Origin of the sequence: Limibacter armeniacum (assembly GCF_036880985.1) — a bacterium.
GTDB classification, from domain to species: domain Bacteria; phylum Bacteroidota; class Bacteroidia; order Cytophagales; family Flammeovirgaceae; genus Limibacter; species Limibacter armeniacum.
The window spans coordinates 1,806,422-1,830,196 of record NZ_JBAJNO010000009.1; the positions used below are offsets into that span (position 1 = coordinate 1,806,422).

The window sequence follows — 23,775 nt, forward strand, 5'->3', positions numbered from 1 at the left end:
GCTAATTGTTGTTTTTCACCCTTAGGACAGGAAAAAAGCTTATCACCTCCTCTTCCGTCATCTTTCTGCTGAAAGGTGCATACTCAAATTCCTCTGCATATTGGAAAGTTGCAGCCTGCTCTTTCCCAAACCTGTTCTCCAACCAGCTTTTCATTTCACCACTGACAGCACTGAACTCTCCCCAATACTTATGCAGGAATACCTTCTTTTCTGTCCAACCTTCGGGTACCTCATCCAACAATCCTCGCTGGTATGGTGCAAACTCATAAAATTGAGAAGCATGGGCATCAAAGGATGCCAGCTTTTTTTCAATAGTCCGATCGATTGGAATCACAAAGTCTGGCTTATGCGGAAATGATTTGCTGTAGTAATCTCTCATAAACAAAAAAACCGGCTTCTTTTTCAAGGCAGGAATTTCTGGCATAAACAAGGGGGCCATAGACAAGCCTGCCCCTTCTTGCAAAGCTCGTGCTGCTGCCATGTTATCAGGATGTCCGCCGCCAAACATCGGCTTGAATGAGATAATCAGATCCACATTCCATTCCCTGATCACCCTCACGATTTCCTTGCGGACTTCCACAGTACTTTCCAACTCACCATCATGATAATTCAAAATCTCGTATTCAACGCCTCCCAGCCTTTTTCCAGCTTCTAATGCCTCAGCTTTTCTTCGCTTGGCAATAGCTTCCTTAGTCATAGTCCAATGTCCTACATCTCCATTCGTCAGCGAAAGAAACTTCACGGCATGGCCAGCTTCCTTTAACAAGGCTGCCGTTCCACCGGCATATTCTTCAGCCTCATCAGGGTGAGCCTTTATAACCAATACCCTCAGTTGTTGGGCGTAAATATTTAAAGAAAAAAATAACAAAATGATAGGAAGACCATTTCTAAAAAATTTGAGTTTATGCATTGCTATTGGGATAAGGATAAAACAAAAATTAAACGGAAGTAACCTATTCAAACCACAATGTTTTTCCTTCCCCTTTTTCAGGTAGATTCGATAATGAATTAAAATAGGATAAGTTAAAACTGCATACCATTTTCAATCAGAAAAATTGAAAAGTAAAAACCCCTTGGAAAGTTAAAACTATTCAAGGGGTTCTCATTTTCTACAATAATTAAAAGCCTTTTACCTATCCTTAATCATTTTAATAAAATTCACTTGATCATCTAATTGATATCGAATAATATACAATCCTGTAGGCTCCCTTGTAAGATCCAATTGCCATTGATGCAGACCTCTCTCTATCTGTAAGATTTCCTGCTGCAAGATTACTCTTCCTGCAAGATCGATCACGGACCAGCCTACCTTTTGAGTTGCCTGAAGGTTCAGCTGTAGTGCGAATGCTCCGCTCGATGGATTTGGCCAAACTTTCAAACCACCTTCTGTTATGGTTTCTGACATTGCCAATCGAGCACTTGAATTACTCCAGCTGCCGTTCTCATACCACCCTTCCGAGCTTCTGCTCAAATCTGTTGTCTGATTTCCCGCCCCATCATGGAAAAGCAAAGAGGAAGCTGTAGCATCCGTAATGGTGTATTTATACCAGTCATTTCCTTCAGAAGTCATACTTACGCCTGGCCAAGTCGTAGCTGCAATTGAGGAAGGTATCACATTCCAGTAATGAATCATGGCTCCTGACCAGCCTGAAGGCTTTTTGAAATGCACAGTCAACCCAGCAGGCTCCTCAGGTTTCGAGTCATACCATTGTCCATCTTTGTACCAACCCGTACTGCTTCTGCTTAGGTCATCTGACTGTTGCCCTGCCCCATCGTTAAAGATCAGGTTAGCCGATGTCACTGCTTCAGGGAATGTAAATGAGTACCAGCCATCCGTTTCAGCAGTCATACTGACCCCTGGCCAAGTTGCATTTGTCAAGCTTCCTGTTGGGGTCGCGCCCCAATAATAGATATTAGGATTACTGTAACCTTGGAAATACACTGTAAAGCCTCCAGAAACAGGAACGGTTGTTACATTGTATGTTTGTTGTGACACAGTTGAAGCATTTCCTGCATCATCTACTGCATAAGCCATAACCACTGTCGTATCGGATAACGTCAACGTAGCGCTGCCGAGAGCTGAAGGAGAATTGCTATCTGGTGTACTGCCATCTGTAGTATAATAAATCGTTGGGGCAGCTGTTTGGTCATCCGAGGCAGAAATTGTGACTGTTACACTGTTTGTAAAATCTCCTTCTGCAGGAGAAAAAGACAGGCTTGGTGCTGTTGTATCCTCTTCCGGCGTATCAGGATTCTGATCATACCATTGTCCATCTGTATACCAGCCTTCACTGCTTCGGCTCAAGTCATCCGTCTGCTGACTTCCACCATCATTAAATATCAGGTTAATGGATGCTACCCCTTCCGGAAAAGTATATTTGTACCAGCCATCAGCCTCTGTTGTCATACTGACTCCCGGCCAAGTTGCATTGGTCAAACTACCTGTCGGATTTGCACCCCAATAATAAATGTTCGGGTTGCTATAGCCTTTGTAGTGAACCGTAAAACCATTAGCCGGTTCTGGATCGGGATCAGGGTCAGGATCTATACTATCTCCTTTGCCCCAAACAGCATAGTTGTTGCCGGAAGCCTGCAGTGTCCAGTCGGTAGCATCTGACCAGCCAGCCTGCGAAGGACTCCAGTCTCCATAACCGATTTTTACAGCCACTTTACTGTCAATTAACCCGACATACTTATCATTGGCTGATACCTGGATATCCAGTGTACTGGTATTGGTCAGACCAAAGTCTTTTCTGACCTTGATCAACGCATCAATCTCAGCCTTTACTCCCCAGTTAAAATAATGCTCCCAATAGATGGTTGGCGTACCTGGATGTGTCAGCAAATAGGCATAAGCCAATCCAACATTTCCGCTATTCAGGACATTATTGCCAGCATCGTAACGAGGTGTATCATGGTTCTCTGCAAAAGTTACTGATTTTGAAGGTGACCAACCGATCAATCCTGATGCTTCATTCTTCCCAGTACTGCTGTTGTAAAAAGCCAGATAGCTATAGTTGTTATCCTTGATGGCACTTTTTAAGGTATAATAGGTAGGAAAGTCAAAGGCTGTAGATGTCTGGTTTGTACCATCAATCCAGTTTTGAATTTCCTGCTTGCTTTGCCAATCTTCCCCTACTGAGAAAGTAGGTTGCGCACCCCCATTGTACTGACTGATGTAACCAGCTCCAAAGCCATGTACAAAGTCATAACGCCAGCCTTTATACCCTGCCGCTTTCAGGTAATTCAACCAAGTGATAATCTCACTCTGGACAAATGTATTGGAGTGGTCTATATCCCTTGCTGCCTCATAAGCAGTACCTGTGTCATTATTTCCTCGAGGTAAACTCTGATAAGCCGCCTGTGACCACACCTCATCATTGGAAGCAATCGTCCAGCTTTCCCATGTCGGATTGGTAAAGTCCAACCAGTTGGTAGAGCCTACCCGGTGATTGATTACAATATCCGCAATAGGTTCTATTCCATTGTTATTGAGATTTTGGAGCATAGCACGGTGCTCTGTTTCCGTTCCGTAGCTATTGGAGAGGTTATTCAACTGGCGAGGCAAATAACCTTCATCCGAACCCGCATCACTTGGAGGTGGCAGCCAAATCATATCAATTCCGGCATCTGCAATCTGTGGCGCCAGACTGCTTACATAATTGTACCACCCTTCCGGACGAGCATCATGCGCCTCCCAATAAAATCCTTGCAGCAGTACACGTCCATCACTGGATGACTGCCCAAATGAGACTCCCAACCCTAAAAAGCAGCTGAGAATAAAAAGTAATTGTTTTCTAAACATTGGGTTTTTACAAGTTGAAGTGAATAAACAAGTTGAAGGAGAGTCCTAGAACTCTCCCTTTCATTTTCAAGATTACTTTTTGAGGAGTTTCATAAATTGGCTTCCTGTTTCGGACTGGCAACGTATCAAGTACATTCCTGCAGCCTCTTTAGAAAGGTCAAGCTGCCATTGGTGATTTTGGCTAACCTGTGTACTGAATTGTTTCACAATCCTTCCACTCAAATCCATAATGGACCAATTCACTGCTTGCTCTTTTGATAGTACCAATTGCACTTTTACCTGACCATTGGTTGGATTAGGCCAAACCTGAATGCTTTCATTTTGCAAAACATTGTCAGATAAAGCCGCCATTCTTGCATTAGGGTCAGTAATCCATCCGCCATCATACCACCCTTCCGTATTTCTGGACAAGTCTGCTGTCTGATTTCCTGCCCCATCATGGAATAGTAAGTTTGAAGCTGTTGCCTCTGCAATTGTAAAAGTGTACCAGTCGTTCCCTTCAGCAGTCATACTGACTCCTGGCCAAGTTGTTGCTGCAATTGAGGAAGGTGTCACATTCCAGTAATGAATCATCGCGACTGACCAGCTTGACGGCTTTTTGAAATGAATGGTCAATCCTTGAGACACTTCCTCGGTAGGTTTGGAATCATACCACAATCCATCCTTATACCAGCCTGTACTACTTCGAGATAAGTCTGCTGTTTGGTTTCCTACCCCATCATTGAAAATCAGGTTGGACGAAGTAACTGCCTCAGGAAAAGTGAAAGCATACCAGCCATCCGTGCCTGCTGTCATCTCCACACCCGGCCAAGAGGCATCTGCCAGACTGCCTGTTGGCGTAGCCGCCCAATGGTAAATTTTCGGATTGCTGTAGCCTTGGAAGTAAACTGTAAAACCACTTGATACAGGTGACTCGGATACATTATATGTTTCCTGAAAAACAGCAGAAACGTTGCCTGCCTCATCCACTGCATAGGCCTTCAATATGGTGGTATCAGACAAAGTAAGGGTAACACTGCCTTGTCCTGAGGTGGAACCACTATTCGGTGTGCTGCCATCCGTTGTATAGTAAATCGTTGGAGCACTTGTCCGGTCATCTGAAGCCGAAATAGTCACTTCCACAGCACTTGAGTAATTACCACCTAACGGTGAGAATACTACACTTGGAGGCGTTGTATCTGGCGTTGGGGATGTTGTCCATCCATTGTCATACCAGCTGTCACCACAAGCGTTCAGATCAGCAGTCTGGTCTGCACCGTTACAGGAGAAAATCACATTGGCACAAGAAGCTTCCAAGGTATATTCATACCAGCCATCTCCATCCGTATCAGTCATTGTCTCTCCCGGCCAAGTAGTTGTCGCATCACCATCCTCAACTGCCCAGAAATAAACGGTCGGCTGCCCACAGGTGGCTTTCCAGTACAAGGTCATTTCTGGAGCATTCGGATCAATGGTATAAGCAAAATCCATCACATCTGATGTCTGTCCCTGCCCATCATAAGCAATCGCACGGACAGTCGCAGTAGAAGAAACCGTAAACGGTCCGGTATAAAGCGTTGTCGAAGTTGAAGGCGTACTGCCATCTGTTGTATAGTAAATTGTATAAGGCGAACCTGATCCTAGAGCTGCACTCAAGGATACTTCCACTGGTGCTGTATACCTTTTCGGTTCAGGACTGGCATTGACTACCGGTTTGGAAGGACCACCTGTACCTGCTTCGAAGAAACCTGCCCCATTGGCACCAATCATGCCCGGACCATTCAATACATAGATACCCGCCGAAGCTGCAGGTACCGTCATGGACAATGTTCCATTGCTTACGGATACTTCCTTTCCTGTTACCGCATCTCTGTAAATGCCATTAGTCAGACCTGAAAAATTGAATGTAGCGGTACCATCTTTCGCCAAACCTACAGCCACTTCACTGCTGCCAAACTGACGGACAAAACCAACACCATTTCCACCTCCATTTCCATCCCATCTCCAAGAGCCTTTCTGCAAGGCAGGTACCGCTTTTCTGATTGCATTCAGCTTCTTGATATGCTGATAAACCTGATGTGATGATGCCTGATCAATTACATCCCCATAATAAGCTCTTCCTGTTTCATTAATCGATTTCTGAATACCTTGTGAGTCATGTATATCGGCATAGGTTCCTGCCTTGAAACGCATCTCCGTCCCATAATATACACATGGGATACCTCGCCATGTAAACATAAAATTCAGACAGGCTGCCAAGTTCTCATCCGTTCCACCATAGCGTTTATTCCAGTCATTATTAGGTCCAAAATCATGGTTATCCAGCCACATGATATTGGTGGAAGGATCGGCGTACAAATGATCATAACGGTCTGCCTGCATTACCTCTGAAAAGCTGCCTCCATACTCAAAAGGATTGTGGAATGAAGCTTCCGCATAGAAATCCAGTACTGCCATACCCGAAGGCTGTGAGTTGTTCACCTCTCCTCTCCAAGTGTACCAATGCGGGTTGATTTCCTCAACCTGATGCAACTCATGTCGTTTCTGCGCCACTTCCCCAAAAACAAACAGGTCAGGGTTTACCGCCTTGAAGGCATCCAGAAAATACAGTACATCCTCCTTGCTCATATGCTTGATGGTATCCCAACGGAAGGCATCCACGCCCATATTGATAAAGGTGGTATAGGCATTCACCAAGTAGTCCCTTACTACCTGACTGCCCGTATTCAGGTCAGGTGTGTCCCCAGCCAAAGCACGGTTGTAAAGGTTTTCGGTATCGTCCCAACCTTGGGCAAAACCATTACCGGAATGATGATACCAGTCAGGGTCAGACGTATCTACGTAAGATTGGGTACTTGGCCAGTTATAAGCTGAAAGGTCGGCATTGTATGGGGCAGGCATAGTCGGCAGGTTCGCACGGCTCCAGATCTTGCCATCAGCAGGATTAGGTGTCATCCCATCATATTCCCAATTGGGATTTGGCTGAAGTGTATTCCCTGATGCGTCCTGTCCCCAAGTCTGTGTTGGGTCAGTATTGTACTTGATTTCTGCCAAGCCCTTCACCCCGAAGCGTCCGGCATGGTTGGTTACGATATCGAGTACAATCTTCATTCCCCTTGCATGTACCGCATTGATTAGGTCCTGAAAAGTCGCTCCCGGAGATTCCAGTCTCGGATCAACCTTCGTGAAGTCATAGGCATGGTAACCGTGATAATCTAGTGGACTCCAGTTCTGCACAATCGGAGTAATCCAGATGGCGGTAAAACCCAAGTCCTGAATATAATCCAGCTTATCAATCAGCCCCTTGAAATCCCCTCTCCAGGTTACATCCTGCGGATCGGTAATCAACGGGTTAATGTTAGGGTCAGGGTTATAGGAACTCCATTCGTTTGGGACATTGTTAGAAGGATCGCCATCAAAGAAACGGGAGGTAATCAGGAAATATATACTTTCTTCCCTGAAATCAGTTTGGGCATAGATCGGCAAGGCCCATAAGCAGATGCCTATGAGTAGCAATGATAGTTTTTTAGTCATCGGAAAGCGTGTGTAAGTTGAATAAATTGGGCAAAAGAAGCCCTGTAAGCAAAAGTAATCAGCAACGATTGCCTGTAATTTTCAAAACAAAATATACAGTGTTACGATACAATTAAATTAAGAATAGATTAGGCTATTCTCAACAACTGCTCTAATTGGAAGTGTTGTGTTATTTTTAAATACTTTCTTCAGTTTTTGAAATAAAGAATACCTATCAGATTTTAATATAAAAGTCATCATATCAATACCATATTGGTTTAATTCACGACTCAAATCCTCTATAGGTGTAACATATACATCTTTAAACAAATGAAAATATCAATACAAAGCAATATCATTCTAAAACACTCAGAATTTCAACCGGTTTCGGGGTGAAAAAAATTTCATTTTATATAAAAAATAAATTTCACAGGAAGTTAGGGTACATTTCTATACCTTAATCATCCACTATCTGTAGGGTGACCTATTTAAAATCAGATGATAAATCAGTAATTTCCCAAAGCAGTTTATCTACTGACTCAAACCCACTTTTTCTATTACATATAACTGGTTGCTACAATGAATCACTATACCAACAAACTGACAGGCAGAACAGTACTGACCGATCAAGGCGAATACCTTTATTTTGCAGGTACGGCTTATCTGGGTCTAGATGTACATGAAACCTTCAATGCAGCTATTCAGGAAGGAATTGGACAATATGGTCACCATTTTGGTGCTTCCAGATTAGGTAACCTGAAACTATCCGTATTTGAAGATTTTGAAAATGCCTTTACCAGTAAGATGGGATATGAAGATGGAATTGTAGTTTCTTCAGGTACATTGGCAGCCCAACTGTTTGTACAGGCATATGGAAAAAACTTCGCCTGTTTCTATATAAAAGGTACCCACCCAAGCCTATTTCAAAATCAGCCACACAAGCTTATTACTGCTGATACTGATGGGGCTTTGCAAATCAATCAGGAAGATGGTCCTGCAATGGTACTGTTCAATGCACTGGACCCTCTTTTTTGTGAAGTCATCGATTTTGAATGGCTTATGGAAATTGATCCTAAAAAACCGCTTACTGTTGTGGTTGACGCTTCCCATGCCTTTGGGGTACAAGAAAAGCTTTTAATGCAGGTAAACCGATTTATAAAACGCTTTCCAAATATATCACTGGTATTATTGGGTTCATTAGGAAAAGCCTACTCCATGCCCGCCGGAATCATTATGGGAGACAAGTCTACGATGGATCAACTGCGAAAATCCCCTTTATTTGGAGGTAGCTCCCCTGCCTCCCCTGCTTATCTATATGCTTTTCTAAAATCTGCAACACTTATTCAGACACAGTATGAAAAACTCTTGTATAACAGGCAACTTTTTGCGGAAGCTCCTTCAATAAAACCCTTTTTCAAAACCCTCAATGAGTTTCCTGTTTTTGTCAGTCAGAACCAAAACCTGGTAACATTTCTTCAACAACAGAAAGTTCTGATCTCAAGCTTCAGATACCCTACACCCGATGCTGCATTACTCAACAGAATTGTGATCAATGCCTCACATTCTAAACAGGATATTCTAAACCTGATTCAAATTTTGAATGACTTGGAAAAAGAAAAAGGAGAGCATTCTACCTTTAGAATACTCTCCTCTTAACTTCAACCTGAATCAAGTCCAGATTTCTAAACTCTCTAACGGCTTTTGACGTTTTGCTTTTGCCTTACAATACTCTTCATAAACACCCGAATAGTCCTTTGCTTCATAACGACCGAACAGTTCAGCGATTGGGTTAGATTTTCTGTATGGAGAAACTTCGAGTTCCTTCAGCATAATATCCAAGTACTGCTGAAAACGGGTGTTGATCGCACAAGAACGGGAAGGCTCAAAATGGATATGGTTACGTTTCCATTCACTCATATACTCAATCGCCTTTTTCATCTCGGCAATCTCCGGTAAGGTCAAGTCACCATCCAAAACAGCACATAACCAAGCTGCCCCTACTTCAGCTGCAGGCACGTGCATAAAACCATGATTATACCCTGCAAAAGCAAACCTTGGAATGTCAGGGTGTAGAATATGGCGATAGAGTTGCACACCATCTGTCTCCTTTTCCAGCATGGTACGATACTTCTCTGGCATAAATGGAAAACGAGGTTTTTCTGATCCCAGCGAAAGAACCACCATATCTGCTTCCACTTCACGACCATCCTTTAGCAGGACTCCTTTTTCTGAAAAAGCCACCAAATCCCCTTGATGCGGGTTGATTTTCCCTTCTGCTACAAACTCATAATATTGGGTAGGTTCCAGTGCTGCCGCTGAACGCAGGTCCTTGATAAACGGATGTTCGGGGATTACTTTCTGTATCCTAAGCTTGGCTTCATCTCCTTTAAACCAAGCATTGGCTTTTGCCTGTGTCGCAAAAAGGCCTGACAGTGAACTCCAGAACCCCTTCACCACAAAGTCCAACTTGTTATGTAGCAATTGTTCCATCGTGCTAGGATGTGCCCAGCTACTCATCATCACTGAACCAAACCTACTGAACAGTGGATAAGAATAATGAATACCCAAAATCTTGAATGGAATTGTCCAACGGGCTGTACGGAAGACATGCTCTACCTGTGCTCCTTGTTTACTTGCCATAGTAGCCATATCCAAGGCACTTTTGCCAAAGCCCACCACTGCAACCCGCTTGCCTTCAAAATTGCTGAGGTCTTTCATTTCACGTTCTGTGATAATTTCACCCTTAAATAAATGCTCTCCTTTAAATTCAGGTCTGCGTTTACCACCGCTATACTGACCTATGGCTGAAATCACATAATCAAAATCGTGAGTTTTAGTTTCTGAACCCTTTGCCACCTGTAAGCTCCAACCAGTAGCTGTTTCATCCATCGTAATGATGTTATGGGACAACCTCACATCCAACTTAAAATGTTCTATAGCAGCTTCAAGGTATTCCATTATTTGACCTGCTGTTGGATGCTGGTCTGGCTGTTTGGGCCAAGGAAAATCAGAGAAGCAATATTGCTCCCCTACATTTTGCAAGCGAACATTTGGGTAACTCATCGCCCACACTCCTCCAATTTTGTCTGATTTTTCAAAGAGGGTTACAGCATGACCCGCTTTCTGTAAAATAATAGCAGTAGCAATGCCAGATATTCCGGCTCCGATAATAGCAATGCGCATTTTGAAATGTTTAGTGATAAAAAATGTCTGTCGGTTTTTAGCAGCTTCTTCAGCTTGAAACTCAAGTGTAAAATGCTAAATGCTTTAGATAGTAATATTTTCAAAATAAGTGAAACCCCGTCAAGGACGAAAAGTGCTTATTTGTCTATGAAATAGTATGTATGCCTTTAAAATATTATCGCTCAAGTGTAAAAGTAAACCTCGTTCCTTTTCCTTTTTCAGAACTCACACCAATAGCCCCACCCAATGAGTTAATTGCTTTTTCTACAATGGCTAAACCGATTCCGTGTCCATATTGCCCATATCGGTCTTTCCGCTCCAGAATTTCAAAAGCCCTGAAAATCTTTTTATGATAAACCTTAGGAATCCCTAACCCATTATCCTGAACATAGCACTCATAGTACTTTTCATTGCCAAATACCCCTATCTCTACCTCCACTACTTCCTTATCATTATATCGGATGGCATTTGATACCAGATTTCTGATAATCTGTTCAAAAGCAAACCTGTTAGTGATAATCTCTGTCATATCTGTATTTAGACGAATATTGGCTTTCTTATCCATCGAGTAAACACTCTTGATCTCTTCCAAAAATGTTGTGAGGCTTACGGCAGACTTTTTTTCTTTTTGCAATGCCTCCGCTTTGCTATAGGTCAACAATCCATTTATGAGTCCCTTTAACTTCTCAGAAGACACACTAATAAGCTCTATTAATTGCTGCCCTGCGGGAGGAAGCTCTTGCCCAAAATCCTTCAGCAAAAACTTAGTCAGGTTAGAAATATTATTGAGTGGCGATTTAAGGTCATGTGCTGCTTCAAAAGCAAACTGCTCCAACACCTTTACACGTTGTGTTTTTTCTTCCAGCTCTTTTTCAAGTACTACCTTTTTTCTTCTAAGTTCCAATAAGCTGATTACCTGCTTTGAAAGTGCCTTCAAAGCATCAATCTGACCAAGTGTCAACTCTTTGGGAGTATCATCAATAACACACAAAGTACCAAGCGTCGCTCCTTCCTCATTAACAAGGGGAACTCCTGCATAGAAAATAACATGAGGCTCTCCCGTCACCAATGGGTTATCATGAAAGCGCTTGTCTTCTCTGGCATCATTGACGATTAATATGTTATCTGGATCATGAATAGCGTGTGCACAAAAGGCAAAATCTCGAGGTGTTTCTGTAACAGCCAGCCCATGATGAGATTTGAACCACTGCCTATTCTGGTCAATCAGTGTAATTAATGAAATCGGAGTACCACATATTTGAGCAGCAATAGAAGTCAGATTATCATAATCAGGCTCTGGTAATGTATCGAGAATGGAATACGAAAAGAGCGCTGCCAATCTATCAGTCTCGTTGTAAGGTTTGTCTGGAATAATCATATTTCTAAGCTTACATTTTATCTGTAAGCATTTTAATACCGTGGATAAGCCTCTAATGACATGTCATTATTCAACAAATAACATTAATATACAACAATACTACAAGTCAGTTTTTGTCTTTATTAGAAATGTTATTCGCCTTATATTATACATTGTTAGTCGTTGATCAAACCTAAAGCCCTTTCTTTCTTTACTATACATTGTTATTTTTTTCACCATATGACCAATAGTAAATGGGATTACGCTTCTTTGTTTTTTAGATGCTGCAGACATCAACTCAAAGAGTAGTAATTTTACCTTGGTACTAAAACCCTGATGCCAAGAAAGACTATCGGGGTTTCAATTTCAATAAGTCCTAAATGGTCATTCTTTTTCTCTATGCTCTCTCATATAGGCCCAAACAATCTCCAAACCCACATTATAGACAAAATCTTATACAGAGATAAATAATATCAATTTTCTCTAACCAACAATCCTCCCTACTTTTGTCATGTAATCAATCGCGAAACACTTATAACTACATTATAATTATGACATATACAGGCAGAAAATTCCCGAATATTACAGTACCAGCAATGAACGAATTAGGTGACACTATTGAACTAAACGTTCTGGAAGAAGCTGTAAAGAATAAGAAAAAAGTATTGCTTTTCTGGTATCCAAAAGACTTCACTTTTGTTTGTCCAACAGAGCTACACGCTTTCCAAGAAGCACTACCTGAATTTGATAAAAGAAATACAATCGTAATCGGTGCTTCATGTGACACTGCAGAAGTTCACTTCGCTTGGTTGAACACAGCAAAAGATCAAGGTGGTATCGAAGGCGTAACATATAATATTCTGGCTGACAGCAACCGTAACCTTTCATCAGTATTGGGTATTCTGGATGCTCAGCAAACTGTAAGAAACGAAGAATTGGATATTGACCTGAAAGTAGGAGACAACGTAACTTACCGTGCTACTTACCTGATTGACGAGGAAGGTGTTGTATTCCACGAAGGTGTTAACCATATGCCACTAGGCAGAAATGTTAGTGAATTCTTGCGTATGATTGATGCATATGCACACGTACAGCAGCATGGCGAAGTATGCCCTGCCAACTGGGAAGAAGGAAAAGATGCAATGAAAGCAGATCGCTCCGGTGTTGCTGACTACCTGAGCTCGCACTAATCAATAAACTTCCCATCAGTCTGCTGCCGGTAATCTATCGGTAGTAGACTTTATGAAAACAAAACAGACTTAAACTCCTTAAAATAACATCGACATGTTTGAAGAACTGAAAGAAGATAACCTGGCTGAAGTAATCAATAATAATGAAACTGTATTGGTTCAATTCTCCGCAGGATGGTGTGGAAACTGCCGTATCATGAAACCTAAGTTCAAAAGGTTTGCAGGTGAAACTCCTAATGCTAAATTTGTTGTGGTTGATGCTGAAAAGTTCCCTGAGTCGCGTAAACTGGCTGACGTAAATAACCTGCCTACCTTTGCGGCTTTCAAAAATGGAGCACTAATCAACCAAGTACAGACAAACAAAGCAGAATCCCTAAAAACTTTTATCGATGAGACTACCAGTAATTAAGCACGTACACGAGTTTATCAAGGAGCACGATCAGGATTATGTGATCGAGGCATTGGAAGTGTTGGAGAACCTTGCAGAAAATGAAAACCTGAAAGACGAAGAACTCGATGTAATCGGTGAACTGATCTCCAATATGTATGGCGCACTGGAAGTGCGTGAACTGGTCAAACAAGGAAAATCAGAAAAAGAAGCCCTCAATGACTTTATGAAAAGAGTAGTGGGATCAATAAGTTAATATATAAAAGGCATTTCCTTTAAAAGCAGAGAAGTAAGGTATTACCTCTCTGCTTTTTCATTATAAAACACTCTCTATCAACCCTTAAACACACCTAAAGCACCTTATTCTCCTTCCTCATTTAGTTTATTTCCATCAAGGGATATTTTGATTAAATTTTATTTTCATATTGGTTTGTACTAAACCAATTAACTTCTGTGCAATTTTCACATTTTTTTAAAGTTATGTGAAGTAGGCAATTGTGTGATTACTCTATATAATACCCTATTACTTATGAGGTTTCTATTATTACTATTTTTATTCCCATTTTTTTCACCCCCGTCCGATGGTGATCCTTGGAAAGGAGTACTGCTTATTCAGCAAGAGGCTGATCAATACAACATAATGATCGACCAAACTGAAAAGCTGGCAGGATTTGAACTGGAAGTTGTTAAACTCAATGGTGAAAAGGAGAAATTTGACCTTAACAGTACTGGTCGAATTATCGGTTACAACCAAGTTGATGACATCAAGTTTATCCGAGTGTTTAAAGACGGGGTCCCCGTCAGCAGTGTCAAAAAGTCTGATATTCTTTTCTGCCAACCTAAATACATGGAGAGAAGAACGGAAGTAATGGCTAAAAGAGATGAAATTAATGGAAATAAAGTTTCTACAAATCCCTATACTCCAGAGGAAGCTTTAGCTGCTACAACAGAAAAGAAAGAAGAGGAAACAGCTTCAAACAAGACTTCTCAAAGCAATCCAAACACTGAAGAAATCAATGATGTTCAGGATAATAAAAGGTATTATTCAGGCAGCTCTAGCCATGACAGAGAGCCGCAAAAAGAATATGACCAAATTCCTGCAACTATTGACCTTAAACCTCTTGGTACTGCCGAAGACCTATCCCTTACAGAAATGCTTCAGCTTCTTGAATTCAAAGCCATTGCTTCTGAGGTAAAACAAGAAGAAGAGAATACGATTGTACTGGAATCTGTTCGCCAAAAAAAGAAAGTGAGAAAGTTTTCCTACAATGAGGATGTGGATTTTGGATCATGGATGATCCTTACGCATAAGAAACGAGGCGATTACTTTTTTGATGGCTTTGACCTTTTCAAGTTTGAAACGGATACCAATAGAGTTCAACTTCGTGACAAAGCTTCACTTCCCAGCTTTTTTGCAGATAACAAACTTTACATGAAACCTGTCTCTGAAGACTTATTGGGAATCTATCATCAAAATATGCACTTGGTTACTTTACAGCTTTCGAAAAGCTATAGCCTAGCTGTTGTAGATAACCTACTATCTATCTCTAGCAAACAGCATACTTATGGCCTGATGCTGAAAGATGGACAGTTTGTGGTAGTTACTTACCAAGATGGAGTGCTGGATGATAATATCCAAAGAGCTGACAGGGTACTGCTTGACTAGTTCGAAAGTATTCCTTACTGACTAACAACATAGCTAAAAACGACTAAAAGAAATGCGAACTCACTTTGTAACAAAACTCCTAATGTTAGGAAGTTTTGCGGTTCTGCTTTTGTCAGGACTTGAGTCTCATGCACAAATGAGAACCAGAAAACAGCTTCATACCGGAATAAAAATAGGAAGTCAAGGTATCGGTATTGAGGTTGAAAAATCCTTAAGAAACAATTTTGCCATCAGCGCAAACGTCAATTATCTCAACATCAGCCTTCAAAAAGACAAAGATGTTTTGAAGTACAATATCCTAGCACAGGTCGAGGCAGAAACCTTATCTGCCGGTGTGTTTGGACATTACTACTTCCACAAAAGCTCTCGACACGCTCCGCTGTCACTGAAAGCAACTGCTGGTATTAACTACAACCTTATCAATAACTACGCTGTCAAAGGTATTAATGACAACAACGTAAATATTGGTGAAATGACCCTGACTCCAGAAGAAATGGGGTATATCGCGGTACAAGTCAATACCAGTCAGGTAATGCCTTATTTGGGAATTGGCAGCAGTGTTGAACTAGTTAATATCAGAGCCTTAAGAAGGAAGCATTGGTTTATTCTAAACCCATTCCTGAAAAACTTAGGCCTGAACCTGGATGTTGGTGCATTCTACCACGGAAAAGCGAGTATTACCGATATGGAGGCTACTAACTACTTGTCTCCAAATGTATCTCAAGAGGCTGTTCTTAATGACAACCTCTCTCAGTACAGGCTTTATCCAAACCTTGCTCTTAGAATACACTACACATTCAACCTTTTTTAGCTAAAAACAAGATGAAAACTACTCAAATCATAAAGTCATTACTATTCGTAGGCTTATTCGGATTATTGTTTACTTACAGCTGTAAAGACCCTTTAGACGGGGTTCAGATCCAGTTGGCGCTTAATGAGGAGATCAAAGACCATATTGTGACCGTTCAGTTTATGGATGCCAATGGAGTAACTACTTTGCCTTTTCAGGATATTGAAGTAACCGTAAATGGCACTGACGCTGCATCTGTCTTAAGCGAAAGTGGTGACAATAACTTTACAGTTAATGAATCAGGGATGTTATCTCTTTTCGTTATGTCACAAGGAGAAAATGAAACTCCCCTTGAAAGAAACTTTACAGTTACAGCAAAAGCTGATGGCTACCTTTCTGCTTCGCAAAATATTAAGGTCGTTGGAAGTGGACAACAAAGTCCTGTCATCAAAATGGTCAACCTAACTACTACTCCACAGGGAGTTGGTACAACAGCAAGCAGTTTCAACACCTCCTCAACAGGCGCTACCTCTACGGAAATATCTTTCAGTGCTACCACTGATAATTTGGGAAGTGCTCAAGTGACCATCCCTTCAGGTACTATCATGAAAGACAGTAACGGAAACCCTGTCTCTGGAGCACTGCATGCTCAGCTTACTTACTTCTCACCGACAAGTACCTCATCACTTGAGGCATTCCCTGGAGGGCTTAGCAATATCGCATTGCAAAACCAGAGTGGAGAATTTGAATTCGAAACAGCAGGACTGTTTGCACTTGAGATTAGTAGCGGCTCTCAGCTAGTAAAGACTTTCTCAGCACCAATTACGGTGGTAATGGAAATTCCAGCAGGCACCCCCAACCCTGACAACAATTTTGCCGCTATAAAAGCAGGAGATACAATCCCGCTGTGGAGTTTGAGTGAAGGTGAAACAGAATGGGCAGATGAAGGAAGCACTACCGTCTATGAAGAAGGTGGAAAGTTATACGCCAAATTGAGTATCACTCACCTTTCTTATTATAACCTCGATTGGGTATTTAATGCTTGTCCTCCTGCTGACATTACCATCCAGATTGATGAACAGTTTACAGCAGGAAAGTACCTTGCCCGTTTCTACAACGCCACTACAGGAAGGTATCAAAAGCAAAAGTATCTCTATATCGCCAACAATGAGGTATTGTCATTCTACAATGCTCCTTCAGCATTCCCAATCAAGGTTGAGCTGTATAGAAACTACTCTTTTTGCAATACAGACAATGTAACGCCTGTTGCTGTTTCAGCATCTTTTAATGCTTGTCAGTCTCAGACACTTTCTTTTACTGTAACAGACACAGGACTCGCACAACAAGATCTTGTCTCTTTTGACTTATCAGCTGTATGTCCTAATGATCCAAATGTCCTTCTTTACCCAAATGCCAATATCTACTTTAAAAGTACTGATTGTGGGTACTACCAGTTTTTAGGTAATATGGAAGACGGAAAGCTAACAACGGATAAACTTGAAATTGGTCAAGACTACCAGTTCTTCGTTTATGTCTATGTTGCAGGAAGATATGCAGGTTACAGAAGCTTCACATATACAGTCAGTAGTTCTGAGATTACCCAACAAGTGGAAATCCCTGAAGAGTATGCAGAAGACGTTTGCTTCTAAAAGTACTTTTTATGCTATAAATCAAAAAACGGTTACTCTAAAAGGGTAACCGTTTCATTTTGCTCAGATCTAAAGTATAAATAACTCCTTAGTAAGACATCCTGACACTGTTTTTTTGATCAATCAGCTCAGTGATTCTGTCCCACAGTCTTATTCTTAGTTGTAGCGCTTCTTTGGCTACATGTAAAGCCTCTCTCCATTTCTTATCATCGGTTCCACATAACTCGGCAACCATACGTAATGAAAGTGGCCCATGTTCATCTCCGTCAAGCTCAATATGCCTATCAAGGTAATATTTGAGCTTATTACAGGTCTGTTGGCTATTTTCATGGTTCTTTAAAACCTTGATAAACATATCTGGAATAACATCTTCCCTCCCATAAGTAAAAGCTGAAGCGATCAGATGCGGTTCCCGGGTTTGGATAATATCAAATGTAAAACCCATAAATTCTTGCACTACCTGATCCAGCTCCATCTGAGCTGCCAGCTCCTGTACCTCCGCACCCTCACTGACAGCCTCTACAAATGCAACCACTTTATCTGTATCAGCTTCGATTTGGACCATTGCATCCAAGTACATTTCATAATGACTCTTAGGCTCTCCCTTTTCATTGATATCCGTTTCCTCTCCACAAACAATTTCATTGATAAACCTGGCCAAGGTAGAACTCCGGTTGGGTGTCCAAGGCACTGAAAGGTTGGTCAAAATAATTTGCAGGGATTTCAACAAAGACATAAAGTCCCAAACAGCAAAGACATGATTTTCAGTAAAAATCTGAATATCCTCTATACTCTTCAGACGGTCATACAAGGCATGATACCTAAGCTCGCTTCTCAATTCTGCAAGCTCATTCTCTATATGATCTAATTGACTCATTTTTTGCTATTTACTTAATAATAAGTTTAATATGGTATTCAAATATTTTTTTAAATAGATGATAATGCCTTTTGTATGACTGTCAACAATTCATCCGGCTTAAATGGCTTACTTACAATCCCGTTCATACCTGCATCATAAATCTGACTTCTGACACCACCCATCATAGCAGTTGCCGTTAAAGCCAGTATTGGCGTTTCTATATTTTTATTGGAAGATTTGCGTACAGCTTCTGTGGTTTCGAAGCCATCCATACCCGGCATTTGCAAATCCATCAGAATAAAATCATACTGGTTTTCATGCACTTTTTCCAATGCCATTTTTCCAGTATCAGCAAAGTCTATCTTACAGCCCCATTCATTCAGGAACCACTCTACCAACTGCTGGTTGACGTTGTTATCTTCTACTACCAATACACTCTTTCCTTCCAATGGGACATCTTTTGAGGCAAACTCTTGCTGTCTTTCTTCTAAAGCAGCTTTTTGGAAAGCAATAATAAATGAGAAAGTGGTACCTTTATCTGCTTCGCTCTCTACTTTTAATTTTGAACCATAGAGCTTCAGTATTTTATTACTGATCGTCAACCCCAAACCCGATCCTCCGTACTTTCTTGAAGTACTATTATCTGCTTGGGTAAAACGGTCAAAGATACTATCCAGCTTACTTTGAGGTATCCCAATACCAGTGTCCTTCACCTCAAACTCTACAAAAAGATGGCTTTTGTCTTCGTCTGTCACATTCACAGCCAAAGTAATGTTCCCCTCTTCTGTAAACTTAAGGGCATTACCTATAAGGTTATTGAGTACCTGTGACAAACGGGTAGGGTCACCCAATACCATCTTGTCTGCTTCAGAATCAATCAGGCATTTCAAACGGATTCCCTTTTCCTTTGCCTTGATTCCCCATGCATCTTTTACCTTCTGCGCTTGGGACTGAATGTTGAATGGGATTTCCTCCAAATCCAGCTTATTCGCTTCCATCTTATTGTAATCAAGAATATCATTGATAAGGGAAAGCAAGTTTTCGGAGGAGAATCGGAGTGTTTCAAGGTTAGGCAATTGTTCCGTTTTCGGATCGTCCTGAAGCAACCTGTAAGAAATACCAATTACAGCATTCAGGGGAGTCCGGATCTCATGGCTCATGGTAGCCAAAAAATTATCTTTAGCCTTGTTAGCTTGTTCTGCTTTTTCTTTGGCTAAAGTCAGTTCCTGATTCAGGTTTTGAAGATCACTCAACGTCTGTTGCAACTCCAAGGTCCTGGCCTTGACTTTCTCTTCCAGTGAATGGTTGGCTGTTATAAGTTCCTGATTCAGGTTATATAACTCCATCGACTTTTCCTCAATCACCTCCTCGGCCTTCTTTCGGGCAATCCTTTCCCGCTGCAATATCCTCTTGATTGCATTGATATTTTCAGTACACTGATTATTATTGATCATCGCTAAATATGACAGTTTTTGATACCCTAATGACTTTATTGCTGCTTCTGAATGACAAACTTTACATTGGTTCCATCATCAAGATTTTCACGGTTTACCATAACTTTTTCACCAAAATAGGTAATCGCTCCCATCAGCAAGCCTTCAGCGAAATCTGCCATTTTTCGTTGTGAAGAATAATACATCAACAGGGTATTTCCTTCATCTGTCAACTCATAACGGAACTTGGGAAGCTCCGCATCTGGATAGAGCTTCAACACTTCTTTATGTATATGCCCATCAATTTGCTGTAGAAACTCAAATAAATCGTCTACATCCTTTATAAAATGACTGTACATAGACGTAAATACACCAAAAAGGTGCTTGCCATATTCATACATTAGTTGGGGAATACTGATATCCGTTCTTTCCTGAAGACGCTCCAGAATCGTCATCAGTTCTTCATGTGGGTAAGTACCAACAGCGGTATAGATGCCATCATTGGGAAGTTCACTATCCAGTATTACTTTATCTGCTATATCGTAGCCAAACTGTTCCTCTACCATTTCCAGCAGTTGTGTAAAGACGATTCCTTTCATCTCGATGTGTATTAAGTTATGGGATTAGGTTAAATGATAATTGGGTTACATAATACAGTATAGCCTATTATTAACATTTATTTATTCCACATAACCCACTTTTATTACATCCGTAAGGTTTCCAAAAAATGTTTGAGTACTTCCAGCAATAAAAAAAGACGCCAATATGACGTCTCTATTATATTATTGACCTATTTAACTCTAAAGGACATATTCTTCAAAAAGCTTTTCCAAGACTGCTTCAGGTTCTGTACAAAGTCCTGTATGCACTTCCGAACTTTGGATAATTGTACTCCTTGTAGCTGTCAACCAACGGAACCTGCTTGGCATATCCAATTGAGCAATATTACCGCCATCCTTACCACCATTACAGATCAGTTCCCATGTTTTCAGGTACGCTTCCAGAACACCTGCATCAGTACGATCAGAAAAAGCTTCCAAACGCTTTTCGTCAATGTGGTATTTGACTCCTATATATTTCTTGAACTTACAGTATATAATAACTCCTACGTTGATAAACTCCCCTCGCTCTACTTTAGGAACAAAGCGAATGAAGGCATATTCATACAATTGCTTTTCTTGCATCAGTCGCTTCTTTTGTTAGTAAATCAAGATTGGACAACTTGGTTTCCAATACTTTTCTGTAAACCTCCCTTTTCTCATCCGGTGTCTTATCATCCCCCTCCTGTATCAGGAAATCATCCGGAATCACTTCCACAATATTACGGATAACTTCAGGATTGAGACTTGCCTTAATCTCTTCAGCAGCCTGCTCCAACATAGTTGCTCTTTCTAACATCACGTGATCTTTCACCTTTGGAAAGGTACGCTGAGCATGGTCTTCCCAGCTGTTCCATGCATGGTGAAAATACAGGCTAGCCCCATGGTCTATCAGCCAAAGCTCATTCTTCCAATTGAGCATATTGGTATTGCGGGGCGTGCGATCCACATTACTGATCAAGCTATCAAGCAAAACTACCTTCGATGCCGACAGTGGATCAGCCACCGATACCAAGGGGTCATAGGTTATGGCACCTGACAAATAATGCAAACCTAAATTTAGCCCTACACTAAATTTCAGTAAGTCCTGAATCTCTTCATCTGGCTCCATTCTACTGAACGAATCATCCAAATTCATAAATACCAGTTCCGGTACTTTCAGACCAATGGCTCTTGCCAACTCACCTCCAATCAACTCCGCAATCAGTGCCTTTTTCCCTTGCCCTGCCCCTCGGAATTTCAGTACATACAAAAACTCATCATCCGCTTCTACAATAGCGGGTAACGAACCACCTTCTCTCAGTGGCTGTACATACCGTGTCACATCTACTGTTCGTATCTCAGGTTTACTCATTTACTTTTATCTCAATTTCAGATAACACTCTATTTATACCACTACGACTTTCTCAGCCAACAAGCATAATAACAATAATATGGTATCGATAGTTTTGGGCTTACTACTCTAGCTCTTGCATCATCCAAGAAGGTTTTTCCTAACTTTATCCAGATCGACACGGCTAAAGTAATTCTCCATATCCCACATTCCTTCCATAGCCTGTCTTATCCATGATAACTTCACTTCTCCCTCACTCAACAAATACTCTTCCTCGATAGCATCTACTTGTACCCCCATTATCATCAGCAGTGCGCAGACCACAATTCCAGTCCGGTCCTTACCCGAAAGACAATGAATAAGCACTGGGTATTGTAAAGACTGATCCTCAAATAATTGCATGATTATGTTTAGCCACTTTCTGACTTCTTTTTGGCTTGTATCATACTTTTCTACCTTATTCTGCATCGGGAAATGGTAATAGTTTACCTCAAAAGGTTGGTAGTCCATTCTATTGCGCAAATTGACAATCGATTTTACGTGTTCAATCTCTGCATGCTGATCAATATGATCAATACTCCCACCCCTATAAAACTTTCCTTCAGGTAATAAATCCTTTCCAAGAATCAGGTTGATATATGCTCCAAAGTCTCTGAAGTTAACACATCCGTCTGTGTAATTCAGTCCCATATGTTTTTAGCTTTTAAAGTTTTTCAGTTGTATCTCTGTCCAACTACTTATCACTTATCAACCCAAATTATCTTGTCTTTGTGAATAAAAAATTGTTATCCACAATTCACACCCGATGTTAGTAATATTCTTAGAAATCGAGATATAATCAATCACTTATCAACAATGAAGTTTGTCAATCATTGAAGAAAAGATAAAACCCCCATAGTTATCCACCAAAATGTGAATATCCAGTTGAATTATGAATAAAGATTTTAGATACTTGACTGAAAACTAAATTATCACTCACAATCATGTGAATAACTTTTCCATTTTCATTTAAAATACAAAACCTATTCACCTTAGTATGTTGACAATTTTATAAAAGGGATGCAAAGATACCTTATTCTTTTAGATCACCAACCCCCAAAAACATACGACCTAAAATAAAACTGAAAAGCATACACCTGTAAGAAATTATAAACAGCAAGTAACCATTCAAAAAATAGCAGTGTGTATATTCACAATGTTATCCAACCTGATCTCAATTAAAATTCGAAAGACATTATGATCGAATTATTAAAACCCATTTTTCCTGACAGTACATTTGGAACGGAGTTTCAAATAGATACTGACCTGAGTGATAGTCTGACTCAGCTACAAACCTGGTATTATGAATACACAGATACTGTTACCAACTATGAAAAAAGGAAAATTGCTAACAAGGAGCAATATCAAAAAGATATGGCTCTACTAGCTGAACTTCAAGACAAGCGGCCGTCAGTAGAAGCAGCGCTTGCCGCCGCCACATCCGACAACATGATTAAATACTACCCTAATAACCAACACCTTCACTCTCTATAAACCCAAGCTTTGATGGGCTATATAACTGACTATAAAAGATGTCGCTCCTAACGGAGCAAATAAAGTAAACAGCTCTGTAGAAGCGATACATTCAGGAATATCTGGTTATAATGACGTACTAGTTTTATACTTAGGGGTGAACCTATAGCTCACATTATGTCACTTTAAATCTCTGCTCCGGAAAATTCTTTTATAAATTCTCCCAAATTATTATTCAACCTTTCACCATCAATGACATCCAAATAATACATATAGCATTCAAATCCCATATCATTATCATGATAGCAACCTTTCTTTTTTACCTGCTGTTTGTACGCTCTAGGATAAAGTAAGTAGGTCTTTTTCGCATCCCAATAACGATGGTATACATACATCTGCTTTAAATCATCGTCTGTGGGTTGTCCACTCTGGGGAATTTTCCACTTAGTATCCAAAACAACTTTCTCTTGTCCATCTAAAAACGTTAATACAATATCTGGACGCACAATTTGGAATAGC

General features: G+C 40.8%; 20 protein-coding genes. 8 read left to right on the forward strand and 12 right to left on the reverse strand.

Going from position 1 to position 23,775, the window contains the following annotated elements; all coding sequences use genetic code 11:
* Position 1 precedes the first annotated feature (1 nt).
* The 3 genes from V6R21_RS25375 to V6R21_RS25385 form a co-directional block, all read right to left on the reverse strand.
* Positions 2 to 910, reverse strand: a complete 909-nt coding sequence (locus tag V6R21_RS25375) for a PIG-L deacetylase family protein (protein WP_334246326.1) — start codon at positions 908 to 910, stop codon at positions 2 to 4.
* Positions 911 to 1,129: 219 nt separating this feature from the next.
* The gene (locus tag V6R21_RS25380; protein WP_334246327.1) at positions 1,130 to 3,805 is read right to left on the reverse strand and encodes a starch-binding protein; all 2,676 of its coding nucleotides are present in this window, start codon (positions 3,803 to 3,805) and stop codon (positions 1,130 to 1,132) included.
* A gap of 72 nt (positions 3,806 to 3,877) precedes the next feature.
* The gene (locus V6R21_RS25385; RefSeq protein WP_334246328.1) at positions 3,878 to 7,318 is read right to left on the reverse strand and encodes a starch-binding protein; all 3,441 of its coding nucleotides are present in this window, start codon (positions 7,316 to 7,318) and stop codon (positions 3,878 to 3,880) included.
* Between the two features lie 558 nt (positions 7,319 to 7,876).
* Between V6R21_RS25385 and V6R21_RS25390 the strand changes: the two genes are divergently transcribed.
* Positions 7,877 to 8,953, forward strand: coding sequence for an aminotransferase class I/II-fold pyridoxal phosphate-dependent enzyme (locus tag V6R21_RS25390; RefSeq protein ID WP_334246329.1), 1,077 nt, complete (start codon positions 7,877 to 7,879; stop codon positions 8,951 to 8,953).
* Positions 8,954 to 8,965: 12 nt separating this feature from the next.
* Here V6R21_RS25390 and V6R21_RS25395 read toward each other — a convergent pair whose 3' ends face one another.
* Positions 8,966 to 10,480 (reverse strand): flavin-containing monooxygenase, encoded by a 1,515-nt coding sequence (locus V6R21_RS25395; RefSeq protein ID WP_334246330.1) that lies wholly within the window; start codon positions 10,478 to 10,480, stop codon positions 8,966 to 8,968.
* Between the two features lie 175 nt (positions 10,481 to 10,655).
* Entirely contained in the window at positions 10,656 to 11,858 is a 1,203-nt protein-coding gene (locus V6R21_RS25400) for a sensor histidine kinase (protein WP_334246331.1), read from the reverse strand.
* Between the two features lie 530 nt (positions 11,859 to 12,388).
* On the opposite strand from V6R21_RS25400, the gene V6R21_RS25405 reads away from it, so the two are divergent.
* The 6 genes from V6R21_RS25405 (at position 12,389) to V6R21_RS25430 (ending at position 17,520) form a co-directional block, all read left to right on the forward strand.
* Complete coding sequence (locus tag V6R21_RS25405; RefSeq protein ID WP_334246332.1) at positions 12,389 to 13,027, forward strand: peroxiredoxin; 639 nt, start codon at positions 12,389 to 12,391, stop codon at positions 13,025 to 13,027.
* A 94-nt stretch (positions 13,028 to 13,121) separates the two neighbouring features.
* Entirely contained in the window at positions 13,122 to 13,436 is a 315-nt protein-coding gene (locus tag V6R21_RS25410; RefSeq protein ID WP_334246333.1) for a thioredoxin family protein, read from the forward strand.
* Positions 13,417 to 13,671: a DUF6952 family protein gene (locus V6R21_RS25415; RefSeq protein WP_334246334.1), complete on the forward strand. Its 255-nt coding sequence runs from the start codon at positions 13,417 to 13,419 to the stop codon at positions 13,669 to 13,671. The genes V6R21_RS25410 and V6R21_RS25415 overlap by 20 nt, the downstream gene beginning before the upstream one ends.
* A gap of 273 nt (positions 13,672 to 13,944) precedes the next feature.
* A complete protein-coding gene (locus tag V6R21_RS25420) occupies positions 13,945 to 15,081 on the forward strand; it encodes a hypothetical protein (protein ID WP_334246335.1) in 1,137 nt (378 codons plus the stop codon).
* A 52-nt stretch (positions 15,082 to 15,133) separates the two neighbouring features.
* Complete coding sequence (locus V6R21_RS25425) at positions 15,134 to 15,892, forward strand: hypothetical protein (RefSeq protein ID WP_334246336.1); 759 nt, start codon at positions 15,134 to 15,136, stop codon at positions 15,890 to 15,892.
* Between the two features lie 11 nt (positions 15,893 to 15,903).
* Complete coding sequence (locus tag V6R21_RS25430) at positions 15,904 to 17,520, forward strand: hypothetical protein (protein WP_334246337.1); 1,617 nt, start codon at positions 15,904 to 15,906, stop codon at positions 17,518 to 17,520.
* 88 nt (positions 17,521 to 17,608) lie between these two features.
* On the opposite strand, the gene V6R21_RS25435 is transcribed toward V6R21_RS25430, so the two are convergent.
* The 6 genes from V6R21_RS25435 to V6R21_RS25460 all read right to left on the reverse strand — a co-directional run bounded on the left by V6R21_RS25435 (position 17,609) and on the right by V6R21_RS25460 (position 22,434).
* Entirely contained in the window at positions 17,609 to 18,397 is a 789-nt protein-coding gene (locus V6R21_RS25435; protein ID WP_334246338.1) for a DUF3050 domain-containing protein, read from the reverse strand.
* A gap of 50 nt (positions 18,398 to 18,447) precedes the next feature.
* On the reverse strand, positions 18,448 to 19,833 hold the full coding sequence (locus V6R21_RS25440) for an ATP-binding protein (protein WP_334246339.1): 1,386 nt from the start codon (positions 19,831 to 19,833) through the stop codon (positions 18,448 to 18,450).
* 35 nt (positions 19,834 to 19,868) lie between these two features.
* The gene (locus tag V6R21_RS25445) at positions 19,869 to 20,411 is read right to left on the reverse strand and encodes a heme NO-binding domain-containing protein (protein ID WP_334246340.1); all 543 of its coding nucleotides are present in this window, start codon (positions 20,409 to 20,411) and stop codon (positions 19,869 to 19,871) included.
* Positions 20,412 to 20,612: 201 nt separating this feature from the next.
* Positions 20,613 to 20,996 carry a DUF3037 domain-containing protein gene (locus V6R21_RS25450; protein WP_334246341.1) on the reverse strand — a complete coding sequence of 128 codons (384 nt, stop codon included), beginning with the start codon at positions 20,994 to 20,996 and terminating at the stop codon, positions 20,613 to 20,615.
* The gene (locus V6R21_RS25455) at positions 20,974 to 21,765 is read right to left on the reverse strand and encodes a HipA family kinase (protein WP_334246342.1); all 792 of its coding nucleotides are present in this window, start codon (positions 21,763 to 21,765) and stop codon (positions 20,974 to 20,976) included. Before V6R21_RS25455 ends, V6R21_RS25450 begins: the two co-directional genes overlap by 23 nt.
* Before the next feature lie 120 nt (positions 21,766 to 21,885).
* Positions 21,886 to 22,434 (reverse strand): tyrosine-protein phosphatase, encoded by a 549-nt coding sequence (locus V6R21_RS25460; RefSeq protein WP_334246343.1) that lies wholly within the window; start codon positions 22,432 to 22,434, stop codon positions 21,886 to 21,888.
* 546 nt (positions 22,435 to 22,980) lie between these two features.
* Between V6R21_RS25460 and V6R21_RS25465 the strand changes: the two genes are divergently transcribed.
* Complete coding sequence (locus tag V6R21_RS25465; protein WP_334246344.1) at positions 22,981 to 23,277, forward strand: hypothetical protein; 297 nt, start codon at positions 22,981 to 22,983, stop codon at positions 23,275 to 23,277.
* A gap of 164 nt (positions 23,278 to 23,441) precedes the next feature.
* On the opposite strand, the gene V6R21_RS25470 is transcribed toward V6R21_RS25465, so the two are convergent.
* Complete coding sequence (locus V6R21_RS25470; protein WP_334246345.1) at positions 23,442 to 23,762, reverse strand: 5-methylcytosine restriction system specificity protein McrC; 321 nt, start codon at positions 23,760 to 23,762, stop codon at positions 23,442 to 23,444.
* Positions 23,763 to 23,775: the final 13 nt, after the last annotated feature.

Coding starts and splice junctions, on each gene's coding strand:
- V6R21_RS25425 (WP_334246336.1), top strand. CDS start 15,134: ATGCGAACTCACTTTGTAACAAAACTCCTAATGTTAGGAAGTTTTGCG.
- V6R21_RS25420 (WP_334246335.1), top strand. CDS start 13,945: ATGAGGTTTCTATTATTACTATTTTTATTCCCATTTTTTTCACCCCCG.
- V6R21_RS25385 (WP_334246328.1), bottom strand. CDS start 7,318: ATGACTAAAAAACTATCATTGCTACTCATAGGCATCTGCTTATGGGCC.
- V6R21_RS25460 (WP_334246343.1), bottom strand. CDS start 22,434: ATGGGACTGAATTACACAGACGGATGTGTTAACTTCAGAGACTTTGGA.
- V6R21_RS25375 (WP_334246326.1), bottom strand. CDS start 910: ATGCATAAACTCAAATTTTTTAGAAATGGTCTTCCTATCATTTTGTTA.
- V6R21_RS25440 (WP_334246339.1), bottom strand. CDS start 19,833: ATGATCAATAATAATCAGTGTACTGAAAATATCAATGCAATCAAGAGG.
- V6R21_RS25445 (WP_334246340.1), bottom strand. CDS start 20,411: ATGAAAGGAATCGTCTTTACACAACTGCTGGAAATGGTAGAGGAACAG.
- V6R21_RS25430 (WP_334246337.1), top strand. CDS start 15,904: ATGAAAACTACTCAAATCATAAAGTCATTACTATTCGTAGGCTTATTC.
- V6R21_RS25455 (WP_334246342.1), bottom strand. CDS start 21,765: ATGAGTAAACCTGAGATACGAACAGTAGATGTGACACGGTATGTACAG.
- V6R21_RS25395 (WP_334246330.1), bottom strand. CDS start 10,480: ATGCGCATTGCTATTATCGGAGCCGGAATATCTGGCATTGCTACTGCT.
- V6R21_RS25400 (WP_334246331.1), bottom strand. CDS start 11,858: ATGATTATTCCAGACAAACCTTACAACGAGACTGATAGATTGGCAGCG.
- V6R21_RS25380 (WP_334246327.1), bottom strand. CDS start 3,805: ATGTTTAGAAAACAATTACTTTTTATTCTCAGCTGCTTTTTAGGGTTG.
- V6R21_RS25450 (WP_334246341.1), bottom strand. CDS start 20,996: ATGCAAGAAAAGCAATTGTATGAATATGCCTTCATTCGCTTTGTTCCT.
- V6R21_RS25465 (WP_334246344.1), top strand. CDS start 22,981: ATGATCGAATTATTAAAACCCATTTTTCCTGACAGTACATTTGGAACG.
- V6R21_RS25410 (WP_334246333.1), top strand. CDS start 13,122: ATGTTTGAAGAACTGAAAGAAGATAACCTGGCTGAAGTAATCAATAAT.
- V6R21_RS25435 (WP_334246338.1), bottom strand. CDS start 18,397: ATGAGTCAATTAGATCATATAGAGAATGAGCTTGCAGAATTGAGAAGC.
- V6R21_RS25390 (WP_334246329.1), top strand. CDS start 7,877: ATGAATCACTATACCAACAAACTGACAGGCAGAACAGTACTGACCGAT.
- V6R21_RS25405 (WP_334246332.1), top strand. CDS start 12,389: ATGACATATACAGGCAGAAAATTCCCGAATATTACAGTACCAGCAATG.
- V6R21_RS25415 (WP_334246334.1), top strand. CDS start 13,417: ATGAGACTACCAGTAATTAAGCACGTACACGAGTTTATCAAGGAGCAC.